This window comes from Cupriavidus necator N-1 (assembly GCF_000219215.1).
In the GTDB taxonomy this organism is placed as follows: domain Bacteria; phylum Pseudomonadota; class Gammaproteobacteria; order Burkholderiales; family Burkholderiaceae; genus Cupriavidus; species Cupriavidus necator.
In genome coordinates this window covers 2,385,421-2,403,958 of record NC_015723.1, presented here as the reverse complement: position 1 = coordinate 2,403,958, position 18,538 = coordinate 2,385,421, and the positions used below count along the sequence as shown (strand labels likewise).

Below are 18,538 nucleotides of genomic sequence, written 5' to 3'. Positions count from 1 at the left end.
TGCCTCAGTACATGCCAGTGCGGGCCATGAACGCGTCCAGCGTCCAGCCGCGCCCGAGCAGCAGCATGCGCGTATGCAGGCCCTCACGCACGGGCGCATCGACGGCCTGGCCCAGCCAGGTCAGCGTCTTGTGGCGCAAGTCCACATAACCCATCGGGTGATCGGCGGCCAGCGCCTGCCATAGGGCGTTGGCACTGGCCGACTGGCGCGCCCCGCTCAGCAGGCACAGCCCGCCGTCCAGCGCCCAGCAGTACAGCGCTCTGGCCAGGCCGCGGCGCTGGTAAGCGGGCGCAAACTTTGTGTGCGGCGCCCGTACCCATGGGTCAGCGCGGCGGCCGACCTCGATCAGCCGGTTGAAGACCGTATAACCGGCCAGCCGGCGCTGCATCACATCTTCCACATACACGTAGTACTCGCCGTCGGCCTCGCGATAGCGCAGACGCAGGCCCGGCGCGCCCGCGGGCAGCGCCGGCATCGCATGCAGGCGGTCGCCGGGTTGGCCGATGCGGTCGTGCAGGGCACCCAGTTCGCGTTCGATATCGCCCGGCGCCAGCTCAACGTCGATGCGCAGCTCGAGCGCGCGCGGCAAAGCCGGCGCCGGCACGCGCAGGGCATGGAAATTCACCATGGCAAGACTTCGCCGGGGCTCAGGGATTGAGGATCAGGTAGAGGGCGGCAAGCGCCACCATGGCGCAGAAGGTATGGCGGTAGAGCGGGGACATGTCTGGCTTTCTCCTGGCTGCATGATCAAGCGGGTGCCGGATGGCATCCGCGACATGGGCCGTGCGGGAAAGCTCAGGACTGGAGGGTGGTGCCCCGAGCTGCCCGCACGGCCAGGAAAAGCACGGCGCGGCGGACCTGGGCGTACGCGTGGAAGCGGTCGGCCAGGTCGATGGCGACACCCGGGCGCTGCGCCGCGCGCACGCCTGCCGCCGGCAGGGCCGGGCGGTTCAGGGTGGCGAAGCGGGCAGTGCGAAGCATGGGTGTCGGGGCGCGAAAGCATCGGGGGAACATTGCTTATGCCACACTTCGTGCATAATGTCCAGCTAAGTCGCCTGCTTCCGCATTTAACTCCGTTCTACTTCGCAGTCTTTGTGGCTGCCGCTGACCTGCCGCCGACAGCTTTGGTCATCCTTCAATTGTGAACACTGTCTACATGTACTAGACTCGGAAGCATCGTTCGCCGGCCTTCTTGCAGGAGCCATGATGACGACTTCCCCCATTCCCGAAACCGATAGCGGCCCCGTCTGGCTGCTGGTGGCCACCACCAAGGGCGCCTGGTTCCTGACCAGCGACGCCGCCCGCCGCAGCTGGCTGATCGAGGGCCCGATGTTTCTCGGCCATACCATCCACCATATCGTGCAGGACCCGCGCGACCCGTCGCGCATGCTGATGGCGGCGCGCACCGGCCACCTGGGCCCGACCGTGTTCCGCTCCACCGACGGCGGCCGCAACTGGACCGAAGCCGCGCGCCCACCCGCCTTCGACAAGGCGCCGGAGGGCGAGGCCGGCCGCGTCGTCGACCACGTGTTCTGGCTCACGCCCGGCCATGCCAGCGAGCCCGGCACCTGGTACGCCGGCACCTCGCCGCAGGGGCTGTTCCGCAGCGCCGACCATGGCGCGACCTGGGAGCCGGTGTCCGGCTTCAACGACCACCCGAACTGGCGCACCTGGACCGGCGGCGAGCAGGACGGCACGCCCGACGGCCCCAAGATGCATTCCGTGCTGGTCGATCCGCGCGACGCGCGCCACCTGTATATCGGCATGTCCAGCGGCGGTGTGTTCGAGAGCACCGACGGCGGCGCGGACTGGAAGCCGCTGAACCGCGGCAGCCTTGCCACTTTCCTGCCCGATCCCAACCCCGAATACGGCCAGGACCCGCACTGCATGCTGCAGCATCCCGCCGATCCGGACATCCTGTACCAGCAGAACCACTGCGGCATCTATCGCATGGACCGCCGCGAAGGCGTGTGGAAACGCATTGGCGAAGCCATGCCGGCGGAGGTGGGCGATATCGGCTTCCCCATCGTCGCCCACCGCCGTGATCCGCGCACGGTGTGGGTATTTCCGATGGACGGCAGCGACGTCTGGCCGCGCGTCAGCCCGGGCGGCCGCCCCGCGGCCTATGTCACCCGCGATGCTGGCGAGAACTGGCAGCGCCAGGACCGCGGACTGCCCGCTGAACAAGGCTGGTTCACCGTCAAGCGCCAGGCCATGGCCACCGACGGCCACGCGCCGGTGGGCGTGTACTTCGGCACCACCGGTGGCGAGATCTGGGCCAGTGCCGATGAGGGCGAGGGCTGGCAATGCATCGCCCGCAACCTGCCGCAGGTCTACGCGGTCACCGTGGCGCGCCCTGCCTGAATGCCATCAGCCGACCGGAGAACTTCCATGCAGGTCCGTATCGCGACGCCGCTCTTCTCCTATACCGGACAGCGCGAATACGTCGAAGCCCGCGGCGCCAGCATTGCTGAACTGCTCGACGACCTCGACCGCCAGTTCCCCGGCATGCGCTTTCGCATCGTCGATGAGCAGGGCAAGCTGCGGCCGTATATCCGCGTCTTCGTCAATCGCACGCAGCTGATGCGGCTGGACGCGGCGTTGAAGGAAACCGACGAGGTGCATATCCTGCAGGCGCTGGCGGGCGGGTAAAGCCGATCGCCGGCGACGCGGCATCACGCAGCATCACGATGCCGCATCACGTCGGGCATCGAGCGATGCGCCTCATGCCCCTCGCTGAGGACAGGCCATGCCGCTCTCAACTCCCAACGGCCCGCCGCCGATATCCAGTCATGAACCCTGCCGTCCGCCATCCGCCGCGGCCGCAGGCAGACGACAACGACGGCGGCAAACACCACACGCACGGCACGGGAGCAACGCATGAGCAGTTCCATGAGGGACATCGACGAACGGACCAACCTCACCAACAACAACCAGTTCGAGCTGCTGCTGTTCCGGCTTGGCGATGCCGAGCACTCCGGCCAGACGGAGCTGTTCGGGATCAATGTCTTCAAGGTGCGCGAGATCCTGGTGATGCCGCACGTGACGACCGTGGTGGGGGCCGATCCGTCGATCCTGGGCATGGCGGATATCCGCGGCCAGGTGATTCCGGTGATCGACCTGCCCAGGCTGGTCGGGTGCAAGCCGCGCAGCGGCCTGGGCATCCTGCTGGTGACGGAATATGCACGTTCGACGCAGGGCTTTGCGGTGGAAGCAGTGGAGGAAATCGTGCGCCTGGAGTGGAACCAGGTGCATTCGGCCGAGGCCAGCGTGCGGACCGGTCACGTCACCAGCATCGCCAAGCTGGACGGGGACACTGCGGGGAGCACAGACCCGTCGCGGCTGGTGCAGGTGCTGGACGTTGAGCAGATCCTGCGCGATGTGCTGCCGACGCGGCAGCCGGACGTGGACCCGGGCACGGTCGGCCCGCAGCTGAGCCTGCGCCCGGGCGCCAAGGTCATTGCCGCCGACGATTCGGCACTGGCGCGCGGCCTGATCGAGCAGGGGCTGAAGGCGCTGGGCGCGCCGGTGGTGATGACCAAGTCCGGCAAGGAGGCGTGGGAGCTGCTTGACCGCATCGCCGCCGAGGCGGCCAGCCATGGCAAGTCAGTGGAGGATGAGGTGGCCCTGGTGCTGACCGACCTGGAGATGCCGGAGATGGACGGTTTCACCCTGACCCGCAAGATCAAGGCGGATAGCCGGCTGAAGTCGCTGCCGGTGGTGATTCACTCGTCACTGTCGGGAGAGGCCAGCGAGGAGCATGTGCGCAAGGTGGGCGCGGACGCCTATGTGGCGAAGTTCGTGGCCAAGGAACTGGCTGACACCATCCGCGACGTGCTGACGCGCTGAGCGCCTGATGGCGGAAGAATCGCAACAGGCACAAAATTCAAACGCCCGCAACCATTCCCGTACCCCGGCGGGTTGCCTATAAAACGGGCACTCCAGTGAGTTCCAGCGCCGGCGCGCCCTTTGCGGTTGTCAAGAGGGGGGATATCCACTGAAGCTGTGGATAGTTCCTGTGGACAAGTCGGGCCTCCCGGCCGTGACTGACCGGGAGGCCCGGCGGCGGCCGGCGTGACCTCCACGCCTGGCCGCACTCCCTGGTGCTGGCGCTCCTCGCTCCCCCTTATTTGGGTTGCTCCACCGTGCGCAGGTAGGGCTTCAGGGTCTTGAAGCCCTGCGGGTACTTCTTCTTGGCATCCTCGTCCGAGACCGAAGTCGGGATGATGACGTCCTCGCCCGGCTTCCAGTTCACCGGCGTGGCCACGGTGTGCTTGGCATTGAGCTGCAGCGAATCCAGCAGGCGCAGCACCTCGTCGAAATTGCGCCCGGCGCTCATCGGGTACACCAGCATGGCCTTGACCTTCTTGTCCGGGCCGATGATGAACACCGAGCGGATGGTGGCGTTGTCTACCGCCGTGCGCGGGCCGCTGCCGCTGGCCTCGGGGTGGATCATGTCGTAGAGCTTGGCCACGGTCAGGTCGGCGTCGCCGATCATCGGATAGTTGATCGCATGGCCTTGCGTTTCCTCGATGTCCTTGGCCCAGCGCTGGTGGTCGCCGACCGGGTCGATGCTCAGGCCGATGATCTTGGTATTGCGCTTGTCGAACTCGGGCTTGAGCCCGGCCATATAGCCCAGTTCGGTGGTGCACACCGGCGTGAAGTCCTTGGGATGCGAGAACAGGATGGCCCAGTTGTCGCCGATCCACTCATGGAAGCTGATCTTGCCTTCCGTGGTGTCGGCGGTGAAATCAGGGGCTTGCTCGCCCAGTCGAATCGCCATGGTTGCGCTCCTTGCAGTTGGCGTGGTTTGGAAACGCGCGTCGCGCGCACTGTTGCCCGCTATCTCGCTATCTCGTTCTTCGCCCGACCGCCGCCTAGCGGAAGACCAGCACCGGGATCGTGCTGTGGGTCAGGACCTTGTGGGTCTCGCTGCCGATCAGCAGCGCCTGCAGCCCGCGCTTGCCATGCGACGACATCACGATCAGGTCGCAGTCGCGCTGCTGTGCGCACTGGATGATGGCCTGCCAGGGATGGTCGTCGGTGGCGGTGACGGTCTCGCAGGCCACGCCGGCCTGCGCGGCGGCGTGGCTGAGCGTGGCCAGAAAGGTATCCGCGTGGCGCGCGGCCTCTGCGGCAAAGGTGTCCTTGGTGTCCTGCAGGCTGGTCAGCCGGTAGGTCAGTACGTGGTACTCGGGAATCACATGCAGCCCGGTCACGCGGGCGCCGATGCGGCTGGCGAAGGCCATGGCGCGGGCCGCCATCGCGTCGGCGCGTGCGGAGCCGTCGGTAGGCACAAGGAGGTGCTTGAACATGATGGGCCTCCGATTGCAGAAGATTGCCGCGTCCGCCTGGGCCCGTACCCCGTGCGCCCCGGGCGAGCCAATCCAGTATAGGAATTGAGTGGCATAAGCGACAGGGCAGACATGGCGAATATCACGGCGCAAGCCGCAAGCCGGCGGGCATTAACATGCTGTTATCATCCAATGCACCATCATCATCCTGTACGAACCCGAGGGATTGACGCATGAGCGCGCTGCGCGAAGCTTGGCTGGCCGGACTGTTCCGACGCGGCAACTGGCTGCCGAACATCGTGTCGGGCGTGATCGTCGGGGTGGTGGCGCTGCCGCTGGCCATGGCGTTTGCGATCGCGTCGGGCGCCAAGCCGGAGCAGGGCCTGTACACGGCCATCGTCGCCGGGCTGGCGGTGTCGCTGTTCGGCGGCAGCCGGCTGCAGATCGCGGGACCCACCGGCGCGTTTATCGTGGTGTTGTCCGCCGTGACCGCGCGCCACGGCATCGACGGCCTGCAGATCGCCACCCTGATGGCGGGCCTGATCCTGCTGGCGATGGGGCTGACGCGGCTGGGCAGCGTGATCCGGTTCATTCCCGCGCCGGTGATCGTCGGCTTCACGGCTGGCATCGGCGTGATCATCTTCGTCGGCCAGTGGCGCGATTTCTTTGGCCTGCCACCGGTGGCAGGCGAGCATTTCCACGAAAAATTCTGGCACCTGCTGCAGGCGCTGCCCCAATGGCACCCGGCCACCACCGCGCTGGCGCTGGGCAGCCTGGCGCTGGTAGTGGGCGCGCCGCGCGTGCGCTGGCTGCGGCGCATCCCCGGGCCGCTGGTGGCGCTGCTGGTGGCCACCGCGGTGCAGGCGCTGTTCCGCTTTGACGGCGTCGCCACCATCGGCACCGCCTTTGGCGGCCTCCCGCGCGGGCTGCCCGTGCCAGCGCTGCCGGACATCACGCTGGCGCGCGTGCTGGAACTGGCCGGGCCGGCCTTCACCATCGCCATGCTGGGCGCAATCGAGTCATTGCTGTCCGCGGTGGTGGCCGACGGCATGGCGGGCACTCGGCACGATTCCAACCAGGAGTTGGTCGGCCAGGGCATCGCCAATATCCTGGCGCCGCTGTTCGGCGGGTTTGCCGCCACCGGCGCCATCGCCCGCACCGCCACCAATATCCGCAATGGCGGCAACAGCCCGCTGGCCGGCGTGGTGCATGCGCTCACGCTGGTGATGGTGCTGCTGTTCCTGGCGCCGCTCGCGGCCAGCGTGCCACTGGCGACGCTGGCCGCGATCCTGTTCGTGGTGGCCTACAACATGAGCGAGGGGCGCCAGTTCGCGCGCATGGTCCGCCGCGCGCCGCGCGCCGACGTGGCCATCCTGCTGATCACCTTCACCCTGACCGTGCTGACCGACCTGGTGGTGGCGGTCAATATCGGCGTGATCCTGGCCATGCTGCAGTTCCTGCGGCGCATGTCGGCGTCAGTGGAGGTGGCGCGCCAGGATGCCGTGGACGTAGAGCGCGAACTGGGCGACGCCAGCACCGGCCCGGCCGCGCGGATGCCGCCGAGCGTGCTGGTCTATGTGATCGACGGGCCGTTCTTCTTCGGTGCTGTGGAAGCCTGCGAGCGCGCGCTGGTGCAGACCCATACCGAGCCGCGCGTGCTGTTGATCCGCCTTGGCCGCGTGCCCTTCATGGACATGACCGGCCTGCAGACGCTGGAGGCCGTGATCGTGACGCTGCAGAAACGCGGCGTGGCGGTGGTGCTGGCCGAAGCCAACGAGCGGGTCAGGGAAAAGCTGGCGCGCGCGGGCGTGCTGGCGGCGCTGGGGGAGGGCAACTATGTGGATTCGCTGGCGCAGGCGGTGCAGCGCTGCAGCGAACTGGCAGGCGAAGGTAACGCCCCGCGCTGAGTTACTTCTTCTGTCGCGTGCTGCCCGCAAGCTTGGCCTTGGTGGCGTATTCCACGCCATGCTGGGCCAGGTATTCGCGGATCAGCTGGCGCACGACCTGCGACGGTGTCAGGTCCTGCGAGGCGCACAGGGTTTCAAAGGCCTTTTTCTTGACCGGATCGATCAGGATGGTAAGGCGGGCGGTCTTGGATTCCATGAGGGGTGTCCGGCTGTCCGGATAGGTCCGGCTTGACGGCAGCGGCGATCGGAAACGCATTATATACAGGGCCGCCGCAGCGCCCGATTGGTGCCAGCACACCGGCGGTCTGCACCCCTCTCCCGCTTACGGGCGAGGGGTGCGTTCACGAGGGGCTGCGGTGTTCGCAGACGCCCTGATCCGGCCACCCCTACACCGCCATCTCCAGATCCGCAATCACCGCCGCCAAAAACCGCGCCGCCTCCCCACCCGTCACCACCCGATGGTCAAAGGTCAGGCTCAGCGGCATCACCCGGTGCACCGCCGGCACGCCGCTGGCCGCCACCACTTCTTCGCGCACGCGCCCGGCACCAAGGATTGCCACGGTCGGCGGCACCACGATGGGCGCGGCATAGCGTCCCGCGATCATGCCGAAATTGGACAGCGTGATGGTGTTGCCGCGCATCTCCTCCGGCGCGATGGTGCGCGCGCGGATATCGGCGCGCATGCGGTCCAGGCCGTGGCGCAGGTCTGCGGCATCGCGGTTGCCGACGTCGCGCAGCACCGGCACGAACAGGCCTTCGGGCAGGTCCGCCGCGATGCCGACGTCGATCTTCTTCAGCACGTGGCGGCGGGCGGTCTGGCCTTCGTACCAGGCATTGAGGCCGGGCTCGGCGCGGCAGCCGGCCACCAGGGCGCGCACCAGCCGGATGGTGACATCGGCGCCGGGCTGCCAGGCGTGGATGTCGGCGTCGTCCATCACGGTGGCGGCGGCCACTTCGGCTTGTGCACGCGCCATGTTCTGCGCCATCGCCCGGCGCACGCCGCGCAGCTGTTCCGGCGCGCCCAGCTCGGCCAGCGTGCTGGCTACCCGCTCGACGTCGGCGGCGGTGACCACGCCCTCGGGGCCCGATGCCGTGGCCATTGCCAGGTCCACCCCCAGCTGGCGCGCCAGCGCGCGCACAGCCGGCGTGGCCTTGACGCGCGCGGCCATGGCCGCGGCGGGTGCCGCGGTGCCCGCAGGCGCGGCTTCATTGACCACGTGCGTGCCGACCTGGACCGAGCCCACCACGGTGCCGGCGTCGGCATCCTCGCCCGCACCCTCGAAGCCGACCAGCGGTGCGCCCAGGTGGACGATATCGCCGGGCTGCGCAAACAGCTTGTCGATGGTGCCGGCATACGGCGACGGGATTTCCACGATGGCCTTGGCCGTCTCCACTGACAGCAGCGGCTGGTCAGCGGCCACGGTCTCGCCGGTCTTGACGTGCCAGGTCACGATCTCGGCCTCCTGCAGGCCTTCGCCCAGGTCGGGCAGCTTGAAGACTCTCATCGGCACTCCTTGCCTATCGTCGGCAATTCCCGCGTTATGCCGCCATCGCCTTGCGCGCCGCGTCGACGATGCGGGCGACGCCAGGCAGGTAGGTATATTCCAGCCGCGCCAGCGGCACCACGGTGTCGAAGCCGGTCACGCGCTGCACCGGCGCGGCCAGTGAGTAGAGGCCCGCGTCGGCCAGCTGCGCCGCGATCTCGGCGCCGAAGCCGGCGGTGCGCGGGGCCTCGTGCACGATCACGCAGCGGCCCGTGCGTGTCACCGATTCCAGGATGGTCTGCATGTCCAGCGGCTTGAGCGTGGCCACGTCGATGACCGTGGTCGTCACGCCCTCGCCGGCCAGTGCGTCCGCGGCGGCGAGCGTCTCCTGCACCATCGCGCCCCAGCTTACCAGCGTGATGTCGCTGCCTTCGCGCAGCGTGAAGCAGGTGTCCAGCGGCAGCGCCGCGCCGTCGTCGGCCACTTCCTGGCGGAACAGGCGGTACAGCCGCGTGGGTTCGAGGAAGATGACCGGGTCCGGATCGGCGATGGCCGCCAGCAGCAGCCCGTACGCGCGTGCGGGCGATGAGGGCACCACCACGCGGATGCCGGGCATATGCGCGAACATCGCTTCCGGGCTTTCGGAATGATGCTCGGGGGCATGGATGCCGGCACCGCAGGGGGAGCGCACCACCATCGGACACGACAGGCGCCCGCGCGTGCGGTGCCGCATGCGTCCGGCGTGGTTGATGATGTGGTCGACCGCCGGGTAGATAAAGCCGGTGAACTGGATCTCGGCCACGGGCTTGAGCCCCATTGCCGCCATGCCGATCGCGGCGCCGACGATGCCGCCTTCTGCCAGCGGCGTATCCATGACGCGCGCCGCGCCAAAGCGCGCCTGCAGGCCCGCGGTGGCGCGGAACACGCCGCCATTGACGCCGATATCCTCGCCCAGCAGCAGCACATCGGGATCGTGATCCAGCGCATGGGCCAGCGCCAGGTTGACTGCTTCGACCAGATTGATTTCCGCCATGGTTCGCTCGTTGTGGTCGCTACGTGGAGGCACAGGGTTCGCTGTTTATCCGTGCGGCGCCGGGAAGCGCCGGGCAATCTCCAGCTGCGCCTGCAATTCGGCCGGCATGGCCGCGTACAGGCAGTCGAACATCGCGGCCGGATCCGGCGGCGGCATGGCCAGGTAAGTCTCGACGGCCTGCGCCACCTGCTGTGAGCAGGCCTTGACCAGCGCTTCCTCGCGCGCCGCGTCCCACGCGTGCAGCGCCAGCAGGTGCGTGCGCAGCCGCAGCAGCGGTTCTTCCTGCCAGTGCGCCTTGACGCTGGCCTCGTCGCGGTAGCGCGAGGCGTCGTCGGCGGTGGTGTGGTCGCCCAGGCGGTAGGTGATGGCCTCGATCAGCGCCGGGCCGCCGCCATCGCGCGCGCGCGCGATGGCCTCGCCGACGCGGTGCCGCACTGCGACCACGTCGTTGCCGTCAACCTGCTCGCCGGGGATGCCGGCGGCAATGGCCTTCTGCGCCAGCGTCTGCGCCGCGGTCTGGCCGCTGCGCGGCATCGAGATTGCCCACTGGTTGTTGTTGATTACGATCACCAGCGGCGCGTGCCACGCGCCGGCCATGTTCATGCCCTCATAGAAATCGCCCTTGGAGGTGCCGCCATCGCCCAGCAGGCAGACCGCCACGCGCGGCTCGCCGCGCAGCTGGAACGCATAGGCGGCTCCGGCCGCGTGGCAGACCTGGGTGCCGATCGGCACGCAGTTGGCAAAGTCATGCGGCGCCGCCGCAAAGCCGCTGCCGCGTTCGTCGCCGCCCCAGTACAGCAGGCTCTCGGTCATGGTGACGCCGCGCACAAACTGCGCTGCGTGATCGCGGTATGAGGGCACCAGCACGTCTTCGGGCCGCATCGCAAAGGCCACGCCCACGCCGATGGCTTCCTGGCCGAGTGCCGAGGCAAAGGTGCCGATCTTGCCGGTGCGCTGCAGCGCAATCGCTTTCAGGTCGAACTGGCGCGTCAGCACCATCGCCTGGTACAGCGGCAGCAGCGCGTCGGGGTTGCTGGCAAGGGGTGGGGGAGGGGATGTGGGGGAGGAGGTGTCGCCCGGCGGGGCAAGGTAGCGCGTGTAGCCGATCTCGAAGCTCGCAACCGTGGACATGGCAGGTCTCTCGATGCTTGTCTCGACAGGATCCGCAGGGACGGCCGCGAGGATCTTCGCAGCGCTGTCCGCAGCAATGATCGCGTTGTGATCCCCGCCATGCTTTTTGGGCGCGGGGGGGACTTGAGCTTGAGTGTAGGGCATTTGCGCGGCGGGCGCGGCGCAAAATCGTCTTGCTGTGCACAATGCGGGTGGTGCTGCCCACAACGCAGAAAAGCGCCTGACGGCGCTTTTCTGCTGGCAACAGCGGTGTGCCTCAGCGCTGGTACGGCGGTTGCACGAAGCCCGCAAAGCGCTGCTGCGTCACGGTCTTGAACTCCGCCGACTCGTAGGCCTCTCGGATGTCCTTGACGAAGGGCTTGTTCAGGTCCGCCGTCTTCACCGCGACCAGGTTCATGTAGTAGTCGGGAATCTTCTCCAGCGCCAGCGCCGAGGTCAGCTTAAGGCCGGAGGCCAGCGCATAGTTGCCGTTGACGAAGGCATAGTCCACGTCATCGAGCGAGCGCGGCAGCTGGGCGGCTTCCAGCTGGATCAGCTTGAGCTTGTGCGGGTTGGCGTCGATGTCGCGCTCGCTGGCGCGGATCGGGTCGGTGCCCGGCTTGAGCGTGACCCAGCCGATCTGCTGCAGGATGGCGATGGCGCGCGCCAGGTTGGTGGGATCGTTCGGCAGCGACACGGTATTGCCGGGCTTCACCTCGGCCAGGCCCTTGTGCTTGCGGCTGTAGATGCCGATCGGCGCGGTCGGCACCTGGATCACGTCGGTCAGCGCCAGCTTGCGGTCGGCCGAGAACTTCTTCAGGTAGGCCACGTGCTGGAAGGCATTGGCGTCGATGGCGCCGTCGGCCAGCGCCAGGTTGGGCTGCACGTAGTCGCTGAACTCAATGATGGTGACCTTGTAGCCGCGCTTTTCCAGCACCGGCTTCACGCCATAGCGGATCTGGTCGGCGTAGGGGCCGGCGGTGGCGCCGAAGCGGATTTCCTTCTTGTCCGGATCGGCCGCGCCCGCACCCTGCATCACGCCCAGTGCCAGCACTGCCGCGGCCAGCCGTGCAACGAAGCCGAATTTCCCGTATTGCATCTGATGCTCCCCGTCATGTTGTTGGAGGCCTGCAGCGTCCCGCTGCGGCGTCGGGTCATTGTATGGAAAGGCAGGCAATAGGCGAACGAGTTATTCCGCATGGTCATATGCCGCTGGTGAATAAGGGTGCCGGCAGCCTGGCTGCACTACGCTGAAGGACAGCGTCACCGGTATGGAGGCGGCCATGCCCGAACAACTTACCCGGCATCCCGAAGTCACGATCCAGGTCTTGCGCAGCGCCGGGGCCAACTGCGGCGAGGGCGCCCCGCAGGCCATCCTCAAGGCCTGCCCGCGCGAGCGCTTCTGCAAGCTGCCGGGCGGGGAGATCTGCGTGTACGGCCTGGACGGGGCGCAGGCGATGACGCAGTTTACGGCTGTCGACTGGCAGTCGCTCGCGCCCCTCGCGCGGGGCCGTGCGGATGTGGGCGCCGCGACGGGCTGGGCGGGGACCACTGCCGCGGTGTTCATTGCCGGGCTCGCCGCCGGTGCGCTGGCGTCCGCGGCCCTGGCACGCTGGCGGCGCAGCCGTGGCCGGGGTTTAGGGGGGTGACGCACCCGCGCTGGCACGTTGTTTGCGGCTTTCTCAGGTCATGACACCGATGCAGTCCGCCTCCAATCGTTTCCACCGGCCAGGGCACGGCGCGGAGCGCCGACTGTCGTGCGGGTTCGGCGCGAACCCGTGCGCGCGCGAAAGCGCACTGCCGGAAACTTTTATCCTGTTTGAAGCCGAGGTAGGCCAGAAATTGCATGCCGGGCTGACGGACGCAGGCCTGCATTCCTGCACATCCCTGCCGCGGCCGGCCTTGCGGCGCGCGGCGACGAGGGGAGGCGCGCAATGATGGGCGCGACGACCTTCTCGGCCATCCGCGAGCACGCGCACTGGCCCGCGTGGCGCCGTGCCATCGGCATCCTGTTCATTGCCGCGGTGCTGGCGCTGATCGCGCGCAAGCTGGGCACCATCGACTGGGACGCGGTGCTGGCAGCGCTGCGCGGCTTCAACGCCCGCACGCTGGTGCCGGCGGCGGCCTTCGTTGCGCTGAGCGGCTTGCTGTACAGCCAGTTCGATCGGCTTGGCTGCCACTATGCCGGACACCCGTTGCCGGCGCGGCGGGTGATGGCGATCTCTTATGTCAGCTACACGCTCAGCCTCAACCTCGGGGCCACGCTGGGGGGCGCGGGCGTGCGTTATCGTCTGTACACGCGCGCCGGGCTGACCCTGCCACAGATCTGGAGCCTGTTCGTGGTGGTGGTGAGCAGCAACTGGCTCGGGTATGCCTTGCTGGCGGGCGGCATCCTGGTGGCGCAGCAGGTGGTGCTGCCGCCGGAATGGGGCATTCCCGCGGCGCTGACACGGGTGCTGGGCGCGCTGATGCTGGCGGTGCCGGCTGCCTACCTGGCTGCCTGTGCTATCTGGCACGGCCGGCACCGGACCGTGCGCGACCATGACATCCATGTGCCGTCGGTGGGCTTCGCGGCGCTGCAGTGCCTGTTGTCGGCGGCCCACTGGATGGCGATGGCGGCCATCCTGCATTCGCTGCTGCATACGCATGCGGGGTACTTCACGGTGCTTGGGGTGTTGCTGGCCTCGGGGCTGGCGGGCGTGGTGGTGCGGATCCCGGGGGGCCTCGGCGTGATCGAGACCGTGTTCCTGACGATGCTGGGCGGGCAGGTGCCGCACGGGCTGCTGCTGGCGGCGCTGATTGTCTATCGCGCGTTGTATTACCTGATTCCGTTGATGATCGGGTCGATCAGCTACTTTGTGCTGGAGGCGCAGGGCAAGCGTGGTGACGGGTAGGTTGTGCTGGCGGTATGCCACCGCCTGCCCTCACCCCGTGCCCCTCTCCCACAAGCGGGAGAGGGGAGCAAATCAGCCGGTCGCTTTGACGTCTGTGGCCTGGGCTCAGGCCGCGAGCGCGCGGTCCAGGTCCTCGATCAGATCATCGATATGCTCGATGCCGACCGAAAGCCGCACCATGTCCTCACTGACGCCAGCCGCCTTCAGTTCATCCGCATTGAGTTGCCGATGCGTGGTCGACGCCGGATGCGTGGCCAGCGACTTGGCATCGCCGATATTGACCAGCCGCGTGAACAGCTGCAGCGCATCCAGGAAGCGCGCGCCGCCTTCGCGGCCGCCTTGCTTCAGGCCGAACGACAAGATGCCGGGACCGCGCCCGCCCAGGTACTTCTGCACCAGCGCGTGGTCGGCATGGTCGGGCAGGCCGGCAAAGTTGACCCAGTCCACCTTGGGATGCTGCTGCAGGTGGCGGGCGATCGCCAGCGCGTTCTCGGTGATGCGGTCCAGCCGCAGCGCCAGGGTCTCGATGCCCTGCAGGATCAGGAAGGCATTGAACGGCGACAGCGCCGCGCCGGTATTGCGCAGCGGCACCACGCGCGCGCGGCCGATATAGGCCGCCGGGCCCAGCGCCTCGGTGTAGACCACGCCGTGGTAGGACACGTCGGGCTCGTTCAGGCGCTTGAAGCGCTCCTTGTGCTGGGCCCACGGGAACTTGCCGCTGTCGATGATGGCGCCGCCGACGCTGTTGCCATGGCCGCCCAGGTACTTGGTCAGCGAATGCACGACGATGTCCGCGCCATGCTCGAACGGCCGGCACAGGTAGGGCGACGGCACCGTGTTGTCGACGATCAGCGGCACGCCGTGGTTGTGCGCCACGCGCGCAATGGCTTCGATATCCACGACGTTGCCGAGCGGGTTGCCCACCGACTCCACGAAGATCGCCTTGGTGCGCGCGTCGATCAGGTCGCCGAAGCTGGCCGGGTTGCGGCCATCGGCAAAGCGGGTCTCGATGCCGGACTGCGGCAGCGTGTGTGCCAGCAGGTTGTAGGTGCCGCCATAGAGCTGGCTCGACGAGACGATGTTGTCGCCGGCCTCGGCAATGGTCTGGATCGCATACGTGATCGCCGCCATGCCGGACGCCAGCGCCAGCGCGCCCACGCCGCCCTCGAGCGCGGCCAGGCGCTGCTCCAGCACGTCGTTGGTCGGGTTCATGATCCGGCTGTAGATATTGCCGGCCACCTTCAGGTCGAACAGGTCGGCGCCGTGCTGGGCGCTGTCGAAGGCGTAGGCCACCGTCTGGTAGATGGGCACGGCCACCGCGCGCGTGGTGGGATCGGGCGAATAGCCGCCATGGACGGCCAGGGTTTCGAGTCTCATCTTCTTCTCTCTTCGTCTCGCTGTTGGGTGCCGGACCGGCGCGACGGGGCAAGGCCTGCCGTGGCGCCGGGCATGCCGAGCGGTGCGCCGCGCGGGCGCACCAGGCCGTGCGATGGTACCAGCCGGCCCGCGCACGCCCCTGCGGCGTGGCCGCTATGGTTGCCGACGGCGCTCGCGCGAGGCAAGGAAACTTATTGCATTTGGATATGCGCGGCGCCGCAGCGCACGGGTCATGCCCCGACCGCGAGCGGCGGTTCTTCCTGCTGCCAGCGCAGGTTCTCCGGCCGGCGCAGCCCCAGGTGCTCGCGTAGCGTGGTGCCCGTATAGCCGTCGCGAAAGAGCCCGCGCCGGCGCAGCTCCGGCAGCACCAGTTCGATGAAGTCATCGAGCCCGCCCGGCAACCAGGGCGGCATGACATTGAAACCATCGGCGGCCTCGCCCTCGAACCACGCCTGCAGCTGGTCGGCGATGGACTGTGGCGTGCCGTGGATCGACCAGTGGCCGCGTGCGGTGGCCACGCGCAGGCACAGCTGGCGGATGGTGAGCCGCTCGCGCCGGGCCAGGCCGGTAACCAGCTGGAAGCGGCTCCTGGCGCCGTTCGGTTCGGCCAGGTTGTCGGGCAGCGGGCCGTCCAGCGGATAGCCGCTCAGGTCGATCCCGCCCAGGTGCTGCGACAGCAGGGCCAGCCCCACCGACGGATGGATCAGGCTTTGCAGCGCTTCGAATTTCTCCCGCGCCTCGGCCTCGCTGCGGCCTACCACCGGGAACACGCCAGGCAGGATCTTGAGCTGGTCGGGCGTGCGGCCATAGCGCGCGAGCCGCGCCTTCAGGCCACGATAGAAGGCCTGCGCATCGGCCAGCGACTGCTGCGCGGTGAAGATGACCTCGGCGGTGCGTGACGCCAGCTCCTGCCCCGCCTCGGACGAGCCGGCCTGCACGATCACCGGATGGCCCTGCGGCGGGCGTGGGACGTTGAGCGGCCCGCGCACCTGGAAGTGCGCGCCGCGATGGTCCAGCGTGTGCAGCTTGTCCGCATCGAAATGCCGGCCGCTGTCCTTGTCGTACAGGAAGGCATCGTCCTCCCAGGTGTCCCACAGCCCGGTCACCACGTCGACGAACTCCTCGGCACGGGCGTAGCGGTCAGCATGCGCGGGATGACGTTCGAGGCTGAAGTTGCGTGCTTCGGTATCCGACCACGACGTCACCACATTCCAGCCCGCGCGGCCGCCGCTGAGGTGGTCGAGCGAGGCGAACTTGCGCGCCACATGAAAGGGCTCGTTGTAGGTGGTGGAGACGGTTGCCACCAGGCCGATGCGCTGCGTCACCGCCGCCAGTGCCGACAGCAGCGTCAACGGCTCGAAGGTGGCGGCGCGCGCGGTGCGCGGCAGGGTGGCATCGTCCATGCCGCGGATGGCGACGCCGTCCGCCAGGAACAGCGCATCGAACCCCGCGGACTCGGCGCGCTGCGCCAGCGCGATGTAGTGCGCCAGGTTGCGCCCGGCATCGGCCTGCGCGCCCGGATGGCGCCACCCGGCGACGTGGTGCCCGGTGGCCTGGAGAAAGGCGCCCAGATGCAGCTGGCGCGGCGGCTTTTGCTGTGACATCGATCGTGCTCCCCGGAAGACACTGGCTGGATCAGGCCGCTTGCCGTTGCGCGGCAGCGGCGGACTGGTTGGCCGGCGCCGCGCCCTCGCCGCGCACGCCCGCCTTCACCGCCTTGCTGCGGCGGCCATCCACACCGACCGGTATATCGCCGGCCACGGTGGCGCGGCGCACCACGCGGTGCGCGTCGCCATAGTCGTTGATGGCGTAGTGCTGGGTGGCGCGGTTGTCCCAGATGGCGACGTCGCCCGCGCGCCAGCGCCAGCGCACGGTGTTCTCCAGACGGTGCACATGGCCCTGCAGCACGGCAATCAGGTGCGCCGAATCGGCCGACGCGTAGTCCAGCAGCTTCTTGACGAAGTGGCCCAGCACCAGCGTGCGTTCGCCGGTTTCCGGGTGCACGCGCACCACCGGGTGCTCGGTCTCGTAGAGCGCCGAGGTGAAGACTTCGCGGTAGCGCTTCAGCCCTTCGTCGCTCGGATTGACGCGCGTGGCCGCGTAGTCGTAGTCGTTGGTGTGCAGCGCCCGCAGCTTGTCGGCCAGTTCGCGCAGCGGCTCGGGCAGGTCGTGGTACGCGGCGGCGGTGTTGGCCCACACCGTGTCGCCGCCGGCGGCGGGAACGGTCACGGCGCGCAGCACCGAGACCGCGGGGTAGGCCAGGTCGAAGGTCACGTCGGTATGCCAGGAGTTGGCGCGGCCGCCGTGCTGCGAGTCGAGCTCTAGCAATTGCGTGCCGTCGCGCGAGGGCACGGTCGGGTGCGGCACGGTGTCGCCGAACAGGCGCGCAAAGCCCTGCTGTGCGGCATCGTCCAGATGCACCTGGTCGCGGAAGAACAGCACCTTGTGCCTGAGCAAGGCTGCGCGGATGGCGGCGAAGGTGGCGGGCGGCAGGTCGCCGTGCAGCGTGACGCCGCGGATCTCGGCGCCGATGCGGCCGGCAACCGGGTGGATGTCGAGCTGGACGGTCTGGTCTTGCGTAGCGTTGGCTTGGGTCATCACGAAGCTCCGGAGGGGATCAGGGTTGAGTCAGGCGAGTTCAGGTTCGGGCGCCCGCTGCACGACAGGCTCCTGCCCGGCGAATTCGCGCAGCACGGCATCGCGCACGCGCGCGAACGGAAGTCCGGCGCGTTCGCGCGGATGCGGCAGGTCCACCGGCAGGACGCGGCGGATGCGGCCGGGCCGGGGTTCCATCACCACCACGCGGTCGCCCAGGAAGACGGCTTCCTCGACGTCGTGCGTGACCAGGATCATGGTGATGCCCTCGGCCTGCCAGATCCGCTGCAGTTCCTGCTGCAGGTGGGCCCGCGTCATGGCATCGAGCGCGCCGAAGGGCTCGTCGAGCAGCAGGATCTCCGGCCGCGTCACCAGTGCCCGCGCAATCGCCACGCGCTGCGACATGCCGCCAGAGAGCTGGTGCGGATGGGCCTGCTCGAAGCCGCGCAGGCCAACCAGCGCGATATGCTCGGCAACGTTGCGGTCTTTCTCCGCATCGCTGCCCGGCGTGTTGAGCAGCGCCAGCCGGATGTTCTGCTCGACTGTCAGCCACGGGAACAGGCGGTGCTCCTGGAACACGATGCCGCGCTGCAGGCTGGTGCCCGATACGCGCTTGCCGTCCAGCAGGATCTCGCCGCGGTAATCCTCTTCCAGGCCCACCACCAGCCGCAGCAGGGTGGACTTGCCGCAGCCGCTGGCGCCGACGATGCTGAAGAACTCGCCCGGGGCGATGGTCAGGGTGATGTCCTCGAGCACGGGCAGCGCCCGGCCCTCGACTTCGTACTGCTTGTGCAGGTGCGCGATGCTTAGCGTGCCGGCGTGTGGCATTTGTGGTCTCCGTTCA

The 18,538-nt window shown here is 68.3% G+C and carries 19 protein-coding genes; 6 read left to right on the top strand and 13 right to left on the bottom strand.

The window, feature by feature from the left end:
- Positions 1–4: 4 nt before the first annotated feature.
- Positions 5–628, bottom strand: a complete 624-nt coding sequence (locus CNE_RS28925; protein ID WP_013953845.1) for a hypothetical protein — start codon at positions 626–628, stop codon at positions 5–7.
- Between the two features lie 167 nt (positions 629–795).
- Positions 796–981: a hypothetical protein gene (locus CNE_RS28920; RefSeq protein WP_013953844.1), complete on the bottom strand. Its 186-nt coding sequence runs from the start codon at positions 979–981 to the stop codon at positions 796–798.
- A gap of 222 nt (positions 982–1,203) precedes the next feature.
- Between CNE_RS28920 and CNE_RS28915 the strand changes: the two genes are divergently transcribed.
- The 3 genes from CNE_RS28915 to CNE_RS28900 all read left to right on the top strand — a co-directional run bounded on the left by CNE_RS28915 (position 1,204) and on the right by CNE_RS28900 (position 3,849).
- The gene (locus tag CNE_RS28915) at positions 1,204–2,364 is read left to right on the top strand and encodes a WD40/YVTN/BNR-like repeat-containing protein (protein ID WP_238553107.1); all 1,161 of its coding nucleotides are present in this window, start codon (positions 1,204–1,206) and stop codon (positions 2,362–2,364) included.
- Positions 2,365–2,391: 27 nt separating this feature from the next.
- Positions 2,392–2,652: a MoaD/ThiS family protein gene (locus tag CNE_RS28910; RefSeq protein WP_013953842.1), complete on the top strand. Its 261-nt coding sequence runs from the start codon at positions 2,392–2,394 to the stop codon at positions 2,650–2,652.
- A 228-nt stretch (positions 2,653–2,880) separates the two neighbouring features.
- Positions 2,881–3,849 carry a chemotaxis protein gene (locus CNE_RS28900; RefSeq protein ID WP_013953841.1) on the top strand — a complete coding sequence of 323 codons (969 nt, stop codon included), beginning with the start codon at positions 2,881–2,883 and terminating at the stop codon, positions 3,847–3,849.
- A gap of 277 nt (positions 3,850–4,126) precedes the next feature.
- On the opposite strand, the gene CNE_RS28895 is transcribed toward CNE_RS28900, so the two are convergent.
- A complete protein-coding gene (locus tag CNE_RS28895; RefSeq protein ID WP_013953840.1) occupies positions 4,127–4,783 on the bottom strand; it encodes a peroxiredoxin in 657 nt (218 codons plus the stop codon).
- A gap of 94 nt (positions 4,784–4,877) precedes the next feature.
- Positions 4,878–5,315: a universal stress protein gene (locus CNE_RS28890; protein WP_013953839.1), complete on the bottom strand. Its 438-nt coding sequence runs from the start codon at positions 5,313–5,315 to the stop codon at positions 4,878–4,880.
- 212 nt (positions 5,316–5,527) lie between these two features.
- On the opposite strand from CNE_RS28890, the gene CNE_RS28885 reads away from it, so the two are divergent.
- Positions 5,528–7,201 (top strand): SulP family inorganic anion transporter, encoded by a 1,674-nt coding sequence (locus tag CNE_RS28885; protein WP_013953838.1) that lies wholly within the window; start codon positions 5,528–5,530, stop codon positions 7,199–7,201.
- 1 nt (position 7,202) lies between these two features.
- On the opposite strand, the gene CNE_RS28880 is transcribed toward CNE_RS28885, so the two are convergent.
- From CNE_RS28880 to CNE_RS28860, 5 genes are all read right to left on the bottom strand, one after another.
- The gene (locus tag CNE_RS28880) at positions 7,203–7,397 is read right to left on the bottom strand and encodes a hypothetical protein (protein WP_013953837.1); all 195 of its coding nucleotides are present in this window, start codon (positions 7,395–7,397) and stop codon (positions 7,203–7,205) included.
- A 190-nt stretch (positions 7,398–7,587) separates the two neighbouring features.
- The gene (locus CNE_RS28875) at positions 7,588–8,706 is read right to left on the bottom strand and encodes a dihydrolipoamide acetyltransferase family protein (protein ID WP_013953836.1); all 1,119 of its coding nucleotides are present in this window, start codon (positions 8,704–8,706) and stop codon (positions 7,588–7,590) included.
- A gap of 34 nt (positions 8,707–8,740) precedes the next feature.
- Positions 8,741–9,718, bottom strand: a complete 978-nt coding sequence (locus tag CNE_RS28870) for an alpha-ketoacid dehydrogenase subunit beta (RefSeq protein WP_013953835.1) — start codon at positions 9,716–9,718, stop codon at positions 8,741–8,743.
- A 45-nt stretch (positions 9,719–9,763) separates the two neighbouring features.
- Positions 9,764–10,849 carry a pyruvate dehydrogenase (acetyl-transferring) E1 component subunit alpha gene (pdhA, locus tag CNE_RS28865; RefSeq protein ID WP_013953834.1) on the bottom strand — a complete coding sequence of 362 codons (1,086 nt, stop codon included), beginning with the start codon at positions 10,847–10,849 and terminating at the stop codon, positions 9,764–9,766.
- A gap of 256 nt (positions 10,850–11,105) precedes the next feature.
- The gene (locus tag CNE_RS28860) at positions 11,106–11,927 is read right to left on the bottom strand and encodes a MetQ/NlpA family ABC transporter substrate-binding protein (RefSeq protein WP_013953833.1); all 822 of its coding nucleotides are present in this window, start codon (positions 11,925–11,927) and stop codon (positions 11,106–11,108) included.
- A 184-nt stretch (positions 11,928–12,111) separates the two neighbouring features.
- Between CNE_RS28860 and CNE_RS28855 the strand changes: the two genes are divergently transcribed.
- Positions 12,112–12,477, top strand: coding sequence for a hypothetical protein (locus CNE_RS28855; protein ID WP_013953832.1), 366 nt, complete (start codon positions 12,112–12,114; stop codon positions 12,475–12,477).
- A 285-nt stretch (positions 12,478–12,762) separates the two neighbouring features.
- Positions 12,763–13,722: a lysylphosphatidylglycerol synthase domain-containing protein gene (locus CNE_RS28850; RefSeq protein ID WP_013953831.1), complete on the top strand. Its 960-nt coding sequence runs from the start codon at positions 12,763–12,765 to the stop codon at positions 13,720–13,722.
- Between the two features lie 105 nt (positions 13,723–13,827).
- Here the strand turns inward: CNE_RS28850 and CNE_RS28845 are convergent, their stop codons facing one another.
- From CNE_RS28845 to CNE_RS28830, 4 genes are all read right to left on the bottom strand, one after another.
- The gene (locus tag CNE_RS28845; RefSeq protein ID WP_013953830.1) at positions 13,828–15,099 is read right to left on the bottom strand and encodes an O-acetylhomoserine aminocarboxypropyltransferase/cysteine synthase family protein; all 1,272 of its coding nucleotides are present in this window, start codon (positions 15,097–15,099) and stop codon (positions 13,828–13,830) included.
- Between the two features lie 230 nt (positions 15,100–15,329).
- On the bottom strand, positions 15,330–16,703 hold the full coding sequence (locus tag CNE_RS28840; protein WP_013953829.1) for an LLM class flavin-dependent oxidoreductase: 1,374 nt from the start codon (positions 16,701–16,703) through the stop codon (positions 15,330–15,332).
- A gap of 31 nt (positions 16,704–16,734) precedes the next feature.
- A complete protein-coding gene (locus CNE_RS28835) occupies positions 16,735–17,697 on the bottom strand; it encodes a TauD/TfdA dioxygenase family protein (protein ID WP_013953828.1) in 963 nt (320 codons plus the stop codon).
- 30 nt (positions 17,698–17,727) lie between these two features.
- Positions 17,728–18,522 carry an ABC transporter ATP-binding protein gene (locus tag CNE_RS28830; RefSeq protein WP_013953827.1) on the bottom strand — a complete coding sequence of 265 codons (795 nt, stop codon included), beginning with the start codon at positions 18,520–18,522 and terminating at the stop codon, positions 17,728–17,730.
- Positions 18,523–18,538 lie beyond the last annotated feature (16 nt).

Coding starts and splice junctions, on each gene's coding strand:
- CNE_RS28925 (WP_013953845.1), bottom strand. CDS start 628: ATGGTGAATTTCCATGCCCTGCGCGTGCCGGCGCCGGCTTTGCCGCGC.
- CNE_RS28920 (WP_013953844.1), bottom strand. CDS start 981: ATGCTTCGCACTGCCCGCTTCGCCACCCTGAACCGCCCGGCCCTGCCG.
- CNE_RS28915 (WP_238553107.1), top strand. CDS start 1,204: ATGATGACGACTTCCCCCATTCCCGAAACCGATAGCGGCCCCGTCTGG.
- CNE_RS28910 (WP_013953842.1), top strand. CDS start 2,392: ATGCAGGTCCGTATCGCGACGCCGCTCTTCTCCTATACCGGACAGCGC.
- CNE_RS28900 (WP_013953841.1), top strand. CDS start 2,881: ATGAGCAGTTCCATGAGGGACATCGACGAACGGACCAACCTCACCAAC.
- CNE_RS28895 (WP_013953840.1), bottom strand. CDS start 4,783: ATGGCGATTCGACTGGGCGAGCAAGCCCCTGATTTCACCGCCGACACC.
- CNE_RS28890 (WP_013953839.1), bottom strand. CDS start 5,315: ATGTTCAAGCACCTCCTTGTGCCTACCGACGGCTCCGCACGCGCCGAC.
- CNE_RS28885 (WP_013953838.1), top strand. CDS start 5,528: ATGAGCGCGCTGCGCGAAGCTTGGCTGGCCGGACTGTTCCGACGCGGC.
- CNE_RS28880 (WP_013953837.1), bottom strand. CDS start 7,397: ATGGAATCCAAGACCGCCCGCCTTACCATCCTGATCGATCCGGTCAAG.
- CNE_RS28875 (WP_013953836.1), bottom strand. CDS start 8,706: ATGAGAGTCTTCAAGCTGCCCGACCTGGGCGAAGGCCTGCAGGAGGCC.
- CNE_RS28870 (WP_013953835.1), bottom strand. CDS start 9,718: ATGGCGGAAATCAATCTGGTCGAAGCAGTCAACCTGGCGCTGGCCCAT.
- pdhA (WP_013953834.1), bottom strand. CDS start 10,849: ATGTCCACGGTTGCGAGCTTCGAGATCGGCTACACGCGCTACCTTGCC.
- CNE_RS28860 (WP_013953833.1), bottom strand. CDS start 11,927: ATGCAATACGGGAAATTCGGCTTCGTTGCACGGCTGGCCGCGGCAGTG.
- CNE_RS28855 (WP_013953832.1), top strand. CDS start 12,112: ATGCCCGAACAACTTACCCGGCATCCCGAAGTCACGATCCAGGTCTTG.
- CNE_RS28850 (WP_013953831.1), top strand. CDS start 12,763: ATGATGGGCGCGACGACCTTCTCGGCCATCCGCGAGCACGCGCACTGG.
- CNE_RS28845 (WP_013953830.1), bottom strand. CDS start 15,099: ATGAGACTCGAAACCCTGGCCGTCCATGGCGGCTATTCGCCCGATCCC.
- CNE_RS28840 (WP_013953829.1), bottom strand. CDS start 16,703: ATGTCACAGCAAAAGCCGCCGCGCCAGCTGCATCTGGGCGCCTTTCTC.
- CNE_RS28835 (WP_013953828.1), bottom strand. CDS start 17,697: ATGACCCAAGCCAACGCTACGCAAGACCAGACCGTCCAGCTCGACATC.
- CNE_RS28830 (WP_013953827.1), bottom strand. CDS start 18,522: ATGCCACACGCCGGCACGCTAAGCATCGCGCACCTGCACAAGCAGTAC.